At 69.0% G+C, this 15,729-nt stretch carries 14 protein-coding genes; 7 read left to right on the top strand and 7 right to left on the bottom strand.

Translation table 11 applies throughout. The features are described from left to right. Window positions 1-51: 51 nt before the first annotated feature. The gene (locus tag IC535_RS01785; RefSeq protein ID WP_228884848.1) at window positions 52-1,059 is read right to left on the bottom strand and encodes a zinc-binding alcohol dehydrogenase family protein; all 1,008 of its coding nucleotides are present in this window, start codon (window positions 1,057-1,059) and stop codon (window positions 52-54) included. Window positions 1,060-1,156: 97 nt separating this feature from the next. Between IC535_RS01785 and IC535_RS01780 the strand changes: the two genes are divergently transcribed. The 3 genes from IC535_RS01780 to IC535_RS01770 all read left to right on the top strand — a co-directional run bounded on the left by IC535_RS01780 (window position 1,157) and on the right by IC535_RS01770 (window position 3,306). Next, window positions 1,157-2,074, top strand: coding sequence for a LysR family transcriptional regulator (locus IC535_RS01780; RefSeq protein WP_429000321.1), 918 nt, complete (start codon window positions 1,157-1,159; stop codon window positions 2,072-2,074). 30 nt (window positions 2,075-2,104) lie between these two features. Beyond that, complete coding sequence (gene leuE / locus IC535_RS01775; RefSeq protein WP_228884846.1) at window positions 2,105-2,761, top strand: leucine efflux protein LeuE; 657 nt, start codon at window positions 2,105-2,107, stop codon at window positions 2,759-2,761. Between the two features lie 173 nt (window positions 2,762-2,934). After that, window positions 2,935-3,306: a hypothetical protein gene (locus tag IC535_RS01770; protein WP_228884845.1), complete on the top strand. Its 372-nt coding sequence runs from the start codon at window positions 2,935-2,937 to the stop codon at window positions 3,304-3,306. Window positions 3,307-3,315: 9 nt separating this feature from the next. Here IC535_RS01770 and IC535_RS01765 read toward each other — a convergent pair whose 3' ends face one another. Further along, window positions 3,316-4,218: a LysR family transcriptional regulator gene (locus tag IC535_RS01765; RefSeq protein ID WP_228884844.1), complete on the bottom strand. Its 903-nt coding sequence runs from the start codon at window positions 4,216-4,218 to the stop codon at window positions 3,316-3,318. Between the two features lie 123 nt (window positions 4,219-4,341). Here IC535_RS01765 and IC535_RS01760 point away from each other — a divergent pair, with 123 nt between their 5' ends. Together IC535_RS01760 and IC535_RS01755 are read left to right on the top strand one after the other, a co-directional pair. Beyond that, entirely contained in the window at window positions 4,342-5,337 is a 996-nt protein-coding gene (locus IC535_RS01760) for an aldo/keto reductase (protein ID WP_228884843.1), read from the top strand. A 252-nt stretch (window positions 5,338-5,589) separates the two neighbouring features. After that, a complete protein-coding gene (locus IC535_RS01755) occupies window positions 5,590-7,002 on the top strand; it encodes an amino acid permease (RefSeq protein WP_228884842.1) in 1,413 nt (470 codons plus the stop codon). A 124-nt stretch (window positions 7,003-7,126) separates the two neighbouring features. Here the strand turns inward: IC535_RS01755 and IC535_RS01750 are convergent, their stop codons facing one another. Both IC535_RS01750 and IC535_RS01745 read right to left on the bottom strand, forming a co-directional pair. Continuing rightward, on the bottom strand, window positions 7,127-8,371 hold the full coding sequence (locus IC535_RS01750; RefSeq protein ID WP_228884841.1) for a dipeptidase: 1,245 nt from the start codon (window positions 8,369-8,371) through the stop codon (window positions 7,127-7,129). 159 nt (window positions 8,372-8,530) lie between these two features. Continuing rightward, window positions 8,531-9,700: a class I SAM-dependent rRNA methyltransferase gene (locus IC535_RS01745; RefSeq protein WP_228884840.1), complete on the bottom strand. Its 1,170-nt coding sequence runs from the start codon at window positions 9,698-9,700 to the stop codon at window positions 8,531-8,533. Window positions 9,701-10,044: 344 nt separating this feature from the next. On the opposite strand from IC535_RS01745, the gene IC535_RS01740 reads away from it, so the two are divergent. Continuing rightward, window positions 10,045-11,001, top strand: a complete 957-nt coding sequence (locus tag IC535_RS01740; RefSeq protein WP_228884839.1) for a TerC family protein — start codon at window positions 10,045-10,047, stop codon at window positions 10,999-11,001. A gap of 97 nt (window positions 11,002-11,098) precedes the next feature. After that, window positions 11,099-11,890: a rhomboid family intramembrane serine protease gene (locus tag IC535_RS01735; RefSeq protein WP_228884838.1), complete on the top strand. Its 792-nt coding sequence runs from the start codon at window positions 11,099-11,101 to the stop codon at window positions 11,888-11,890. A 3-nt stretch (window positions 11,891-11,893) separates the two neighbouring features. On the opposite strand, the gene IC535_RS01730 is transcribed toward IC535_RS01735, so the two are convergent. The 3 genes from IC535_RS01730 to mnmE all read right to left on the bottom strand — a co-directional run bounded on the left by IC535_RS01730 (window position 11,894) and on the right by mnmE (window position 15,728). Continuing rightward, window positions 11,894-12,883, bottom strand: coding sequence for a hypothetical protein (locus IC535_RS01730; RefSeq protein WP_228884837.1), 990 nt, complete (start codon window positions 12,881-12,883; stop codon window positions 11,894-11,896). 292 nt (window positions 12,884-13,175) lie between these two features. After that, window positions 13,176-14,216, bottom strand: coding sequence for a glycerophosphodiester phosphodiesterase (locus IC535_RS01725; RefSeq protein WP_228884836.1), 1,041 nt, complete (start codon window positions 14,214-14,216; stop codon window positions 13,176-13,178). Between the two features lie 162 nt (window positions 14,217-14,378). Then, entirely contained in the window at window positions 14,379-15,728 is a 1,350-nt protein-coding gene (gene mnmE / locus IC535_RS01720) for a tRNA uridine-5-carboxymethylaminomethyl(34) synthesis GTPase MnmE (RefSeq protein ID WP_228884835.1), read from the bottom strand. Window position 15,729 lies beyond the last annotated feature (1 nt).

Below are 15,729 nucleotides of genomic sequence, written 5' to 3'. Positions count from 1 at the left end.
GCCCAACAGCTGCGCCCCGGGCAGGCGCGGGCCGGCCCGCGCCGCTGATCGTCAGAAGCCTTCGAGCACCAGCTTGCCGCGCGCGCGGTGGCTCTCGATCAGGGCGTGCGCCTGGCGCAGGTTGGCGGCATTGATGCGGCCGTAGTGCTCGCCCAGGGTGGTACGCAGCACGCCGGCATCGACCAGCGCCGCGACGCGTTCGAGCAGCTCGTGCTGGCGCTGCAGGTCCGGGGTGTCGAAGCTGGAGCGGGTGAACATCGACTCCCAGTGCAGCGACAGGCTCTTGCGCTTGAGCGCCATCACGTCCAGCTGGCCGGGATCGTCGATCAGCGCCAGCTGGCCCTGCGGCGCCAGTGCGGCCACGATCTGGTCGTAGTGCTGGTCGGTGTGGGTCAGGCTGGCCACATGCTCGACAGCGGCGATGCCCAGCCGCTGCAGGCCGTCGCCGAGCGGCTGCGAATGGTCGATCACGTGGTGCGCGCCCAGGCCATACACCCAGTCCTGGGTAGCCGGGCGCGAGGCGGTGCCGATCACGGTCAGGCCGGTCAGCTGGCGGGCCAGTTGCACCAGGATCGAACCGACCCCGCCGGCCGCACCGATCACCAGCAGGGTCTGGCCATCGCCACCGCCTTCGGGGATGCGCAGGCGGTCGAACAGCAGTTCCCAGGCGGTGATCGCGGTCAGCGGCAAGGCCGCGGCGGCGGCATCGTCCAGGCTGGCCGGCTTGTGCCCGACGATGCGCTCATCCACCAGCTGGTACTCGGCATTGCTGCCGGCGCGGCCGATCGCGCCGGCGTAGAACACCGCATCGCCGACCTTGAACAGGCTCACCCCGGCGCCGACCGCATCGACCACGCCGACCGCGTCCCAACCCAGCACGCGCGGTTCGCTGACGGCCACGCCGTTGCGCACCTTGGTATCCACCGGGTTGACCGAGATCGCCCGGACCTGCACGCGCAGGTCGCGCGGGCCCGGGTCGGGGATCGGCAGGGTGATGTCCTGCAGCGCGCGCGGGTCGGTGATCGGCAGGCCATGCTGGGTATAGGCGACAGCTTTCATTGGGGGCAGGTCCGTTGGGGAGGATGCACAGCCTGCGCTTCACCCGGCGCCGCAGTAAGGCGCAGAATCGGGCAGCACTTTCACTGCAGGAATGAAAATGGTCCGCATCGACGACCTCGCCCTGTTCGTCCGTACCGCCGCGCTGGGCAGCTTCTCCAATGCCGCGCGCGAAGCCGACCTGCTGCCCGGCCAGGTCGCCGCGGCCGTGGCGCGGCTGGAGCGCGAGCTGGACCTGCGCCTGTTCGTGCGTTCCACCCGCAGCCTGCGCCTGACCGCCGAAGGCGCGCTGTACCTGCCCTACGCGCAGGACGTGCTGGCCACGCTCAGCGAAGGCCAGGCGCGGGTGCGCGGCGAGGACGCCGAACTGCGCGGGGTGCTGCAGCTGGCCGCGCCGTCGGACCTGGGCCGCAACCTGCTGCTGCCCTGGCTGACCGAATTCCGCAGCGCGCACCCCAGGCTGCAGCTGCGCCTGCACCTGTCCGACCAGGTCGCCGATGTGTTCCGCGACCCGGTCGACGTCGCCTTCCGCCTGGGCCGCTTCGACAACGCCAGCTATGTCGCGCTGCCGCTGCTGCCGGGCAACCGCCGGGTGCTGGCCGCCTCGCCCGGCTACCTGGCCCGGCATGGCGCGCCGCAGAGCCTGGAGGCGCTGAAGGACCACAACTGTCTGCTGTACCAGCTGGCCGGGCGTGCCTACGACCGCTGGCACTTCGAGGTGGACGGGCGCCGGGTGGTGGTGCCGGTGCGCGGCAACATGGTCTGCGACGACGCCGACGTGGTGCGGCGCTGGGCGGTGGCCGGCGAAGGCATCGTGTTCAAGTCCTGGCTGGATGTGTGCGCCGACGTGCGCGCCGGACGCCTGCAGGTGCTGCTGGACGGCGCCGGCGACAGCCTGCCGTTGAATCTGGTGTGCCCGCACCGCAAGCAGTTCTCGCCGGCGATCCGGCAACTGCATGCGCTGTTGGAACAGCGCCTGCACCCGCTGCTGGAGCACCTGCCGCACAGCGCGCGCTGACGCTATCGGCAACCGCGCCGGTGCCCGACAATGGCGCTCCCCCGTAGTCGAGTCGTCGCCATGCCGTGGATGGGCATCCAGGATCTGTGGACCTTCGTTGCCGCCGTGCTGGTGTTCCTGGCCCTGCCCGGCCCGGGCACCTTCACCCTGCTCACCGCAACCGGGCGTGGCGGCGTGCGCGGCGGCTATACCGCCCTGTTCGGGCTGCTGCTGGGCGACCAGATCCTGATGTGGCTGGCGGTGGCCGGGGTGGCCGCGCTGCTCAAGGCCAACCCGCTGGTGTTCCACGCAGTGCAGTACCTGGGCGTGGCCTACCTGGTGTGGATCGGTATCGGCCTGCTGCGCCCGGCGCGCAAGGGCGGCAGCGAAGGCGGCATCCGCCTGCAGCCGGGCCACTACTTCCGCCAGGCGGTACTGATCAACCTGCTCAACCCCAAGGCGATCATTTTCTACATGGCCTTCCTGCCGTTGTTCATCGACCCGGCCCGGCACCAGGGAATGCTGACGTTTTCGACCATGGCAATGATCATCTTCGTCATGGGGCTGGCGTACTGCTCGGTGCTGATCGGGGTGGGCAACCTGTTGCGCCGTCAGATTCTCCAGCGTCCGCGTGTAGGGGTTTGGATGGCGCGCGTGGCAGGAATCTTCCTGGTCGGTTTTGGCGTGCGCCTCGGCGTAAGTGGCTGACGCCTTGCCGCCGCAGCGATGCGCCGGGCCCGGCACGGTGCCGGGGTGGGCTGGAAATAGGCTGCATCAACCATGCGGGCCGGGGCGATTCATACGTTTGGATTCCCCTGCATCGCCACCCGGTGTCCAATCGGCGCCAACGGTCGCCGTACCGGCGCCACCGCGAGGAACCGATGCCCGTGCCCGTGTACTTCGTGCAGCACCTGGCCGGCCATGACGAGCGGCTGCTCGGCATGGGCACCGGCCGGGTCGATCTGGCCGACCCGGCGGTCACCCGCATCGTCGCCGGGCTGCGCCCGCTGGACCGGATCGACCTGCACGCCTGCGTGTTCGATTGCCAGGCCAGCCTGGCGCTGGCCCTGCGCCGGCGCATCAGCGAGGCCGAGGATGCCGCGCAGGGCTGGCGGTTGTTCGATGCCGACGGCATCCTGCGCTGCAAGAAATTTCCCGACGACACCCGGGTGGTCTACCCGCATGGGCTGCCACAGGACGATGCCTGGCTGCGCGCGGTGATCCGTGCGGTGCCGGTCGACGCGGCCGGCTGATACGCCGCCTCAACCTGCCTGTGCCGCCTGGCGCAGGTGGTCGATGAACACCCGCAGCTTCGGCGCCATCTGCTCGCGTGCGGGGTAATACAGGTGGAAGCCGGCGAACGGCTGCTGCCAGTCCTGCAGCAGACTGCACAGCCGCCCGGCGGCGATATCGGGGGCCATCAGCGCCTCGAAACCCTGGGCCATGCCCATGCCGGCGCGCGCGGCGACATGGATCAGGGCGCTGTCGTTGAACACCAGCGGGCCGCTGACCTCCACCTGCAGGTCGCGGCCGTCGCGGGTGAATTCCCACGGCATCAACCGGCCGTTGCTGCGCCGTAGCACGATGCAGGCGTGCCCGACCAGTTCGGCCGGGGTCTGCGGCCGGCCATGGCGGGCCAGGTAATCCGGGCTGGCCACCACCACCTGGCGTTCGCGTGGGCCGATCGGCACGGCGATCATGTCCCGGGCCAGGCTTTCGCCCAGGCGGATGCCGGCGTCGAAACCGCCCGCCAGCAGGTCCACCAGGGCCGGCTCGACGAACAGCTCCACCTCCACCTGGGGATACCGCGCCAGGAAGCCGGGCAGGTGCGGCAGCACCAGCAGTTCGGCGGCGTAGTGCGGCAGGTTGATGCGCAGCTTGCCGGCCGGCACCGCGCGGACCGCGTCCAGGTCCTCGAACGCCGCCTCGATCTGCGCCAGCCCGCCGCGAACCCGCTCCAGGAAGCGTGCGCCATGTTCGGTCAGGGTCACCCGCCGCGTGGTCCGGTGCAGCAGGCGCACGCCCATGCGTGCCTCCAGCGCGCGCACGGTCTGCGACAACGCCGAGGGCGATACGCCCAGCGCGTCGGCGGCGCGGCTGAAGCTGGCATGGTCGGCGACCCGGGCAAAGGCGACCACGGCGGACAACGGGGGATGCGCGGACATTGTGAAGCCTGCCTTCAAGGTGGATGCGGTCAACAGCGGTTTATCCACATGGTACAGCGGAGGATGCTGTGCCTCCGGGCCGCTGCTGGCGGCCTGTCCCCTCCCCCGCTCCGGAGCTGTCCCATGCATACCCGTACCCTTGGCCGCCACGGCCCCGCTGTTTCCGCACTCGGCCTGGGCTGCATGGGTATGAGTGCCTTCTACGGCGGCCGCGGCGACGACGCCGATGCCATCGCGGTGATCCACCGCGCGCTGGAGCGCGGCGTAACCCTGCTCGACACCGCCGACATGTACGGCCCGCATACCAACGAGGTACTGGTCGGCAAGGCGATTGCCGGCCGCCGCGACCAGGTGTTCCTGGCCACCAAGTTCGGCATCCGGATGGAGCCGACCGATACCGCCGCGCGCAGCGTCGATGGCCGCCCCGAGTACGTCATCGCCGCCTGCGAGGCCAGCCTGCAGCGGCTCGGGGTGGACCACATCGACCTGTACTACCAGCACCGCGTGGATGCCAGCGTGCCGATCGAGGACACGGTCGGGGCGATGGCGCGCCTGGTCGAACAGGGCAAGGTGCGTTTCCTGGGCCTGTCCGAGGCATCGGCGCCGACCATCCGCCGCGCGCACGCGGTGCACCCGATCACCGCCGTGCAGACCGAGTACTCGCTGTGGTCGCGCGACCCGGAGGACAACGGCGTGCTGCGCACCGTGCGCGAGCTGGGCATCGGTTTTGTCCCCTACTCGCCGCTGGGCCGGGGATTCCTGACCGGGGCGATCCGCAGCCCGGCCGACTTCGACGCCGATGACTACCGCCGCCAGTCGCCGCGGTTCCAGGGCGACAACTTCGCGCGCAACCTGGCCCTGGTCGATGCGGTCACCACGATGGCGCAGGGCATGGGCATCCCCCCCGGCCAGCTGGCCCTGGCCTGGGTGCTGGCGCAGGGCGAGGACCTGGTGCCGATCCCGGGCACCAAGCGGCTGGCCTACCTGGAAGAGAACCTGGACGCGTTGCAGGTCCGGCTGGACGCGGACGCGCTGGCCCGGATCGCGGCGATCTTCCCACCGAACGTGGCCTCCGGCCCACGCTATGCCGAGGCGGCCATGGCCACGTTGAACCGCTGAAGACAGGCCGGCCTGCCCGGCCGCCCCTGGCCACAGTGCCGGCATGCCGCCGGCGCGATGGGGCACGCCTGCGGCGGATCGCCGCTCCAGCCGCCATTGGGATCGCGTCGACGTTCTTTGTGCCGGTTTCGTCACCCTTTCCCTGGTCAGGCGTTCCGTTTCAGGGGCGGGGACGCTTGGCAGTAGTAATGCGGCACCGCGTTCGGTAAAACTCGCAGACTTGTCGTTAACAGTCATCCACCGCGAGGCCCCATGTCACTGCTCCGGCGCAAGTCCCTAGACCAAGTCACCGTCCACGAAGCCGGCAGGCAGCTGATCCCGACCCTGAGCTGGCCGCACCTGATCGCGCTGGGCATCGGCGCCATCGTCGGTACCGGCATCTACACCCTGATCGGGGTGGGCGCCAACCTGGCCGGCCCGGCGGTATTGATCTCCTTTGCCATCGCCGGTGCGGTGTGCGCGTGCGCGGCGCTGTCCTACGCCGAGCTGGCCACGATGATGCCGGCCGCCGGCAGCGCCTATACCTACAGCTACGCCGCACTCGGCGAGGTGGTGGCCTGGGTGGTGGGCTGGAGCCTGATCCTGGAGTACTCGCTGGTAGTCAGTACGGTGGCGGTCGGGTGGTCCGGTTACGCGGTGGGCTTCCTGCATGGCTGGGGCATCGACCTGCCGTTGATGCTCACGGCCGGCCCGCACGTGGAAGGCGGCTTCATCAACCTGCCGGCGGTGCTGATCACCTTCGTGGTCGCCGGCATGCTGATGGCCGGCACCAAGGAAAGCGCCACCCTCAACGCAGTGCTGGTGGTGGTCAAGATCATCGCGCTGACCGTGTTCGTGGCCATCGCGCTGCCGGAGTTCGACAGCGGCCACATGGACCCGTTCATGCCGTTCGGCTTTGCCAAGTCGCTGGGCGCCGATGGCGTCGAGCACGGGGTGATGGCCGCGGCGGCGATCATCTTCTTCGCCTTCTACGGCTTCGATGCGATCTCCACCGCGGCCGAGGAAACCAAGAAGCCCGACCGCGACCTGGCCATCGGCATCATCGGCTCGATGGTCGGCTGCACCATCATCTACGTGCTGGTGGCGTTGGCTGCGGTGGGGGCGATGAGCTACACCATCTTCGGCCAGAGCGCCGAGCCGCTGGCGCTGATCCTGCGCGAGCTGGGCAGCCCTGGTGCGGCCAAGTGGATCGGCGCGGCGGCGGTGATCGCGCTGCCGACGGTGCTGCTGGCCTTCCTGTACGGGCAGAGCCGGATCTTCTTCGTCATGTCGCGCGACGGCCTGTTGCCGCGCAGCCTGTCCAAGGTCAGCGCGCGCACCGGTACGCCGATCGCCACCACGCTGTTCACCGCGGTGCTGGTGGCCGCGTTGGCCGGTGTGGCCCGCCTGGACGAGATCGCCGCGCTGGCCAATGCCGGTACCCTGGCCGCGTTCACCGCGGTGGGGTTGTGCCTGGTGGTGCTGCGCAAACGCGAGCCGGACCGGGTGCGCAAGTTCCGCACGCCGCTGGCGTATGTGGTGGGCCCGCTGGCGGTGATCGGTTGCGTGTACCTGTTCTTCAGCCTGCCGAGCAAGACCCAGCTGTATTTCCTGGCCTGGAACCTGCTGGGCCTGGTCGCCTACTTCGCCTATGGCCGTCGCAATGCGGTGATCAACAAGACCTGATCCGGGAGTGTGCCGACCAACGGTCGGCACCTACCGCCGCCATGTTCCGGTAGAGCCGAGCCATGCTCGGCTGCATTGCGCGATTGCGCGTTGCCGAGCATGGCTCGGCACTACCGGTCCGGGATCAGGGTTTGGCTGCCTGTTGGGCATGCGCCTGGGCCTGCGCCATCACCCGCAGCAGGTTGCCGCCCCAGATGCCGGCGATCTGCTGCTCGGTGTAGCCCTTGCGCAGCAGCCAGGCGGTGATCTTCGGCAACTGGCTCACGTCCTGCAGATCGGCCAGGCCGCCGCCGCCATCCCAGTCCAGCCCGATGCCCACGTGCTCGGGGCCGACCACTTTCAGGATGTGCTCGACGTGGGCGAAGAAGTCGTCCAGCGTCGCCTTGCGCAGCGGGATGCGCTGGTCGATATCCTCCAGCCCCCGCTTGAGCGCCACGCCCTGGGCGATGCTGAGGCCGTCGTAATCGCTGCGCAGTTGTTCCATCAGCGCGCTCTCGGCGGCCGAGCGCGCTTCGCTCTTGCCGGTGTCGATCAGGTAGCCGCCATAAGCGTTGACCTGGATCACGCCGCCGGCCTTGGCCAGTCGCTTCAGGCGCCCATCGTCCAGGTTGCGCGGGTGGTTGTAGATCGCCTTGGCCGAGCTGTGCGACAGCACGAACGGCACCGGCAGGCGCTGGATCAGATCGTCGAATACTGCATCGGAGGCGTGCGACTGATCGATGACGATGCCCAACCGCACCGCTTCGTCGACCAGCGCCTTGCCGGCCGGGCTCAGGCCCTTCCACTCGGCGCCCTTGGGGTCGGTGGCCGAATCGGCGAACTCGTTGTTGGCGAAGTGCACCGTGCTGAGCAGGCGCAGCCCGGCCAGATGGTAGTAGCTGAGCAACGAGGGATCGTCCACCAGCGGGCTGGCGTTCTCCATGCTGATGTAGACCACGCGCTTGCCGGCCGCCTTGATGCGCGCGGCATCGGCGGCGGTCAATGCGAGCTGGAAGGTGTCCGGGTGCGCGGCGAGCATCTCGCGGATTTCAGTCAGGCGCAGCAGGCCGGCATCGCGGTCGCGCCGGTGCGCCGGCGCGGTGCGGTCGCCCTGGTCGGTGTAGATCGCAAAGAAGCCGCCATCCAGCGCGCCTTCGACCATGCGCGGGTAATCCACCTGCGACAGCGCGTTGTGGTCGTGGCGCTGGCTGATATCGAAGCCGTCGCGGTGGAAATTGGCCGGCGTGTCCAGGTGGCTGTCCAGGGTCAGCAGCCGCTGCTGCAGCGCCGTGGCCCTGGCCAACTCCTGGGGGGTGAACTCGACCGCGTGGGCGGCCAGCGGCGCGCACAACGCCAGCGATACCAGCAGAGACAGACTGCGCAACGTCATGACGCCTCACCTTGGATGGGAAGCGTCAGACCATAGCGCCGAGAGGACAACAAACGGTAGTGCCGGCCGCTGGCCGGCTCCCCGCGACAATCGGAGACCAGGAGGAGCCGGCCAGCGGCCGGCACTACCCGATGCCGAACGTGGCCAAGATCCTGCGAATCAATCCACCACGCGGCAGAACACCGCCTTGAGGTAGCGCGATTCCTGCACGTGGGCCATGAACGGGTGGTCCGGGCCGGCGCCGGCCACCTTCAGGATCTGGATGGTGCGGCCGGCGTAGAACGCCGCGCGGCGCAGCATGTCCAGGAACTGGTCCTCGGCCACCAGGCCGGTGCACGAGAACGTGGCCAGCAGCCCACCGGGCTTGACCACGCCCAGCGCCAGCTTGTTCATGTCCAGGTACTTCTTCAGCGCGGTGATCACCTGGTCGCGGTCGCGGGTCATCTTGGCCGGGTCCAGGATCACCACGTCGAACTGCTCGCCGCGGTTGGACGCATCGCGCAGCCACGGGAAGATGTCGGACTGGATGAACTTCGGGCGCACGTTGTTGAGCTTGGCGTTGCCCTTGGCGATGGCGATCACGTCTTCATCGATGTCGATGCCGACCACCTCGGCCGCACCGCGCGCGGCGGCATACACCGCAAAGCCACCGGTGTTGCAGCACAGGTCCAGCACGGTCTTGCCTTCCACCTGCTGGCTCAGCCACTGGCGGTTCTCGCGCTGGTCGGCAAAGAAGCCGGTCTTGTGCGCACCGGCCGGGTCGGCGCGGAACTTCACCCCGTACTCGGTGATCACCGACGCTTCGGTGGTGGTGTTGCCGTGGAAATCGAAGCTCTCCTGCTTCTGCACGTGCTCGTCGGCGAAGCTGTGGAAACGGCAGCCGGGGAACTGCTCGCGCAGCGCCTCGTAGACCCACTCGCGGTGGCGGAACATGCCGGCGGCGAAGAATTCCACCACCACCAGGTCGCCGTAGCGGTCCACCACCAGGCCGGACAGGCCGTCGCCCTCGCTGTGGACCACCCGCCAGGCATCGGAGATCTCGTCCAGCTTCAGTACGTCGCGGCGCAGCGACACCGCCTGGGCGATCTTGCGCGAGAACCAGCCGGCGTCCACCGGGATGGCCTGGTCGGTTTCCAGGATGCGCACGGCGATACGCGAATGACCGTTGTAGAAGCCGCGCCCGATCCACTCCCCGTCCACGCCGATGACCTCGACGATGGCGCCGGGTTTGGGCCGGACAGCCGGTTTTTCGACCAGTTTCTGGAAGATCCACGGGTGGCTGGAGCGCCAGGCGTTCTTGAGGCGGACAACGGGGTCTTGAATATTCATCGGCCTATTGTATGACGCGGCGCCACATACGCGCTGTCGCCGGGCGGCCGGCGACAGTTCCTGCCGGGCCGGCGGCGGGCCGGCCGCGGCGGCGTTGCTGACCGGAGCGGATTTGACGGCAGCCGGCCAAGCCCGCAGAATCGGCCGCAGAAGGGGAGTAGCTCCCAGACGTTGTCGCCGTCAATTCGAGCCCGCAGGCTCCGGTGCAACGGCAGTCCCATCCATCGGGGCTGCGAGCGAGACCTTCGCCGTATGGCGAAGCTCTGTCCCCGGATCCCCCCGATCCTCCGTTGCAGATCCTCGCCATCCGGCTTGAGGCATTCATTTTTCCAACGGATAAACCCATGCAGACGATCGGTAATTTGTGGTTGTGGGGCGGCTTCGGCGCGGTGGTGATCATCGCGTTGCTGGTCGACCTGGTGTTGATGCGGCACGGCGGGCCACACAAGGTCACCTTCAAGGAGGCCCTGTGGTGGTCGATCGGCTGGGTCGCCTTGGCCCTGGCCTTCAACGGCGGCCTCTGGTACTACCTGAACGAAACCGCCGGCCAGGTGGTGGCCAACAAGGTCGGCCTGGAGTTCCTGACCGGCTACCTGGTCGAAAAAGCCCTGGCGGTGGACAACATCTTCGTGTTCCTGATGATCATGGGCTACTTCGCAGTGCCCGAGGAACAGCGGCAAAAGGTACTGATCATCGGCATCCTGGGCGCGATCGTGCTGCGTACGATCATGATCTTCGCCGGCAGCGTGCTGCTGACCAAGTTCCACTGGCTGCTCTACGTGTTCGGCGCGTTCCTGCTGTTCACCGGCTGGAAGATGTGGTTCTCGGCCGGCACCGAACCGGACCTGGAGGCCAACCCCGCCCTGCGCTGGATGCGTAGACACCTGCGCCTGCTGCCCGACTACGCCGGCAATGCGATGAGCGTGATGCGCGACGGCAAACGCTGGTTCACCCCGCTGTTCGTGGTGCTGATCCTGATCGCGGTCACCGACGTGATCTTCGCCGTGGACAGCATTCCGGCAATCTTCGCCATCACCACCGACCCGTTCATCGTGCTCACCTCCAACGTGTTCGCGGTGCTGGGCCTGCGCGCGATGTTCTTCCTGCTGGCCGGCATGGCCGACCGCTTCCACCTGCTGCCGTACGGCCTGGCCCTGGTGCTGGCCTTCATCGGCGCCAAGATGATGCTGATCGACATCTTCAAGATCCCCACCCCGATCTCGCTGGGCGTGGTGGCGCTGATCATCGCCGCCACCGTGGTGTTGAGCCTGAAGAATCCGCCCAAGGCCGGCGACGCGTAACCGCACCTGCCGCCGGCGGGATTGTCCCGCCGGCGGCACCACTTACTCCCATCGCGTTGCCCTTGTGTTCAGCGCGGGCGACGCAATCCCTTAGGGTATGAACGCCAACCTGCCCCAGCCCCTGCCCGCCGGCGACGCGCCGGAACCGCCCCGCAGCGACCGTGGTCGCGTGATGCGGGCGTTCAACCTGAGCCTGGCCTTCGTGCTGGTGCTGGTGGCGGTATTCACCGCGCAAGGCCATTTCGACTGGCGGCCGTGGGCAGTGGCGCCGCTGGAGACCGCCGGCCTGCTCGGCATCCTCGGCGCACCGCTGCTGCACGGTTCGGTGCAGCACCTGGGTGCGAACGCAGCCGCCCTGCTGATCCTCGGCACCCTGGCCGGCAGCGTCTATCCCAAGGCCACCCTGCGCGCGATTCCGTTGCTGTGGATCGGCTCGGGCCTGGGCGCGTGGTTGCTGGGCGATATCGGCAGCCGCCACCTGGGCGCCAGCGGCATCACCCATGGCCTGATGTTCCTGGTGTTCGTGCTCGGCCTGCTGCGCCGCGACCGGCCGGCGATCGCCGCCGGGCTGATCGCCTTCCTGTTCTACGGCAGCATGCTGATCACCATCCTGCCGCACGAGCCGGGCGTGTCCTGGCAGTCGCACATGGGCGGTGCCTTCGCCGGCATCATCAGTGCGCTGCTGTTCCGCCTGTCCGACCCGATGGCCGCGCGCAAGCGCTACAGCTGGGAAGAGGAAGAAGACGACGACGAGCTGCAGGCCCCGCGCGATGGCGACCTGGAGCCGCCCTCGCCGACCCGCGTGCCGGTGCTGTGGCAACCGCGCCAAGGGCAGGACTTCGTGGTGCTGCCATTCCGCCCACGCGACCAGCCCGGGCCGCACGAGTAGCCCTCAGCTGGCCGATCTGATCCGGCCAAACAGCGCCAGCCGCAGGCAGCCGACGGCGAACATGCCGACCAGCACGACCATCGCCAACCCGAACAACACGTTGAACGCGTAGGCGACCGGCTGCTCGCTCCAGTAGTAGGTATGTGCGCTGAAGCGGTAGCCGCCCACCCGGATCCGCGCATTGGACAGCGCCGCCAGCAACGTGAGCAGGTGCTTGAGTTCGAGCAACCCCAGCAAGGTGCCCAGCAGGCCAAAGAAGATGCGGATGCCGGCACCGGCCTTTTCGGCGGGCAGCGGTGCCGCGGTGTGCTGGGGCGCCGCCGCCCGGCGTTGGCGCGTAGTAACCGCCGCCGCCCGTGCCGCCGATGGCGTCACCCTGCGCGGCGAGGCCGGGGCGCCCCTTGCCGCCGGTGCCAGGAACGGCGTGCGCGGCGCGTCGAGCACGCCGACCGGTACGGGCAACTGCAGGTAGCCGGCCAGCGCTTCCAGCCACCGGTCGGTGCGGGTGGTGCCGGGGTGCACGGCGACATTGCCGGGCGTCAACCGGGTCTCGGTGCCGTCGTTGCGGACCAGCCACAGCTGGGTAGTCGCGCGGTGCATGGTGCCCTGCCGTCGCAGCTGGAGTTCGGACAGCCCATCCAGCGCGAAGGCGACCTGCAGCCGCTCGCGGCGGCCGAACAGCGTGCGGGTGTGGCGCCGGCCGACACCCTCGCCACGCGACAGGGTCAGCGTTTCGCCGGTCTCGGCGTAGACCAGCAGGCCCACCGCCAGCACGACCAGCAACAGGAATGCCGTCACCGCCAGCAGCCAGGACAACGGGCCCAGGCTGGCCAGCGGCGAGCGGCCTTCCACCAGTCCGCCCACCACGAACGCGGTGGGCGCTGCCAGGGCGAGCGCCGTCGTGAGCAGGACCAGGCTGGCTTGTACGCGATTGTAGGAATGGATGCGCAGATCGCCATGCGGCGTGCGTTCGTAGCGGTGTCCGATCAACATGCCGACCTCCCTGTCTGTCGGCCACGGTACCGGTGGCCGCCCACGACAACAAGACGGTGCCGCCTGACCTGCGCCCGGAGCCCCAGCGCGACCGGCGCCATCCCACAAGCGCTACCCGCAGAGGGCACCCGAAGCCTTCGTGATGCTGCCGTCCCGGTGCCAGCTTCGGACCAGAACCGGTAGGTACCCACCGTTGGTGGGTACAGGCCGATCAGCATTCGGTATCCGCCCTTTGAGGGCCGCTGACGTTGGTAGTCGCCTCATCCCGCAGCAAGGGGCAATAACGACACCCTCAGTTCGCGTCCCCGTCCACCGCACGCCGGCCCAGTGCCGGGTCGTCGGTGAAGAACGCATCGATACCGGTGGCCAGGTAAGCGCGCATTTCGGCGACCGAACCGTCGGCGTTGCGCGCATTGGGCTCGCCCTTGCGGAACTCGGCGGCCTGGAAATAGTTCTCCGGGCGGAAGGTATACGGCACCACCATCAGGCCGGCGGCATGCGCGTCGCCGACCAGCGTGGTGGGTGTGCCCAGCTTTCCGGCAGCATCCAGCGGAATCACCATGCGCAGGCTGGGGCCGATGCCGTCGGCGTAGCTGGCCACCTCGCGCAGCCCGGCCGGGGTGATCATATCGGCGTAGTGCAGGCCGCCCTTGGCCGCCAGCACATCGCCGGGCTGCTGTTTGGCATCGCCGATCAGCTGCAGCAGGCGGATGTTGGAATCGCGGCCAAGCTTGCCGCGCAGATAGCGCAGGTTGCCGACCTCGAACGACTGGATCGTCACCGGCGCCACGCGGGTATACGCATTGCCCTGCAGCGCGGCCAGCACCTTGTCTTCCATCGGCAGGCCGATGCCCTTGAAGTACGTACCGTGCTTGATCTCCGGCACCAGCCCGATGCCGCGGTTGGCACGCCCGGCCTGTTGCACCAGGAAGGCGATGATCTCGTCCAGCGTGGCGATGCGGAACTGCCCGTCATAGGCGGTGCTGCGCAGCTGCGGCAGGCGCTCGCGGGCGTAGAGCGTCTTCAGTTCGGCCACGGTGAAGTCTTCGCTGAACCAGCCTTCGATGCGCTCCCCATCGATGGTCTTGACCGTCTTGCGGCTGGCGAATTCGGGATGGGCGGCCACATCGGTGGTGCCACCGATCTCGTTCTCGTGGCGCGACACCAACACCCCGTCCCTGGTCATCACCAGGTCCGGTTCGATGTAGTCGGCGCCGTCGGCGATCGCCTGCGCATAGGCGGCCAGGGTGTGCTCGGGCAACAGCGCGCTGGCGCCGCGGTGGCCGTATACCGCCGCCTTGCGCGGCGCGGAGGAGGAAGATTCGGCGCTCATGGCCACCGATGGTGCCACGGCCAGCGACAACAGCAAGGCACAACCCCACAACGACTTCGACACTGCAAACCCCTGTTGATGCGGCCCGCGCCGACGCGGCGGGGCGTGGAAAGGACCGGCGCAGTGTGCCGGCGCGGTGTGACAGGGGGAAGAAAGGCGGGCCTATTTGCCGATGCAGAAGCTCGAGAATATCCGCCCCAGCAGGTCGTCGGCGCTCATCCGCCCAGTGATCCCGCCCAGCGCCTCATGCGCCAGGCGCAGTTCCTCGGCGGCCAGCTCCAGGTGCTCGTGGGCCAGTTCGGCGTCGGCGCGTTCGGCGTGGCCGATCGCCAGCACGATCGCCTCGACGTGGCGGGCGCGCGCGGAGAACTCGCCGTCCACGCTGTCGCCGGCGCCACCACTGGCCAGTTCGCGCAGGCGCGCGTGCAGGCGCTCCAGGCCCAGGCCGGTGGCGGCCGATACATGCACCACGTTGGGATCGACGGGCGGCGGCAGCGTCTCCAGCAGGTCACTCTTGTTGTGGATCCACAGCTGCTGGGGCACCTCGACGATCGCATCGGCTACCGCGGCATGGCCGGCCTGCGGATCGCGCGCGTCGAGCACGATGATGGCCAGGTCGGTGCGCTGCATCTCCACGTGGGCGCGGCGCATGCCCTCGCGTTCGATCGCATCGCCTCCCTCGCGCAGGCCGGCGGTATCGACCAGGGTCAGTTCCAGGCCGTCGATGCGGATGGTTTCGCGCAGGGTGTCGCGGGTGGTGCCGGCGATGTCGGTGACGATCGCCCGCTCGCTGCCGGCCAGCGCGTTGAGCAGCGAGCTTTTGCCCGCATTGGGCGGGCCGACCAGCACCGCATGCAGGCCGTCGCGCAGCTTGCGGCCGCGCTCGGCATCGTCGCGCAGCTGCCGCAGTGCGCCCAGCGCCTGTCCCAGGCCGCTGCGCACCTGCGCACCGCCCAGGGTATCGAGCGGTTCGTCGGCGAAATCGATGGCCGCTTCGACATGGATGCGCAGCACCACCAGCTGTTCGGCCACCTCATCCACCCGGCGCGAGAACACCCCGTCCAGCGAGCGCCGGGCCGCGCGTGCGGCGCGGGTGTCGCTGGCCGCGATCAGGTCGGCGATGGCTTCGGCCTGGGCCAGGTCGAGCTTGCCGTTGAGGAAGGCGCGCTCGCTGAATTCGCCGGGCCGCGCCTGGCGGGCGCCCAGCGCGATGCAGCGCGCAACCAGTTGCTGCAGTACCACCGGGCTGCCGTGGCCCTGCAGTTCCACCACTTCTTCGCCGGTGAAGCTGTTGGGCGCCGGGAACCACAGCGCGATGCCGTCATCGATCACCTCGCCGTGCGCGTCGCGGAAGCGCGCGTAGTGCGCGTGGCGCGGCTGCATCGTGCGCACGCCGACGGCCTGGGCGATGTCGCGCGCGCGCGGCCCGCTCAGGCGCAGCATGCCCACGCCTCCGGCACCGGGCGCAGTGGCGATAGCGACGATGGTGTCCGCGGGAGGCGTCTGGTGCATG

The sequence above is a fragment of the Stenotrophomonas rhizophila genome (genome assembly GCF_020857975.1).
Taxonomy (GTDB): Bacteria; Pseudomonadota; Gammaproteobacteria; order Xanthomonadales; family Xanthomonadaceae; genus Stenotrophomonas; species Stenotrophomonas rhizophila_C.
The sequence above is the reverse complement of the archived record's forward strand: the minus strand, read 5'-3'. Positions and strand labels throughout refer to the sequence as shown.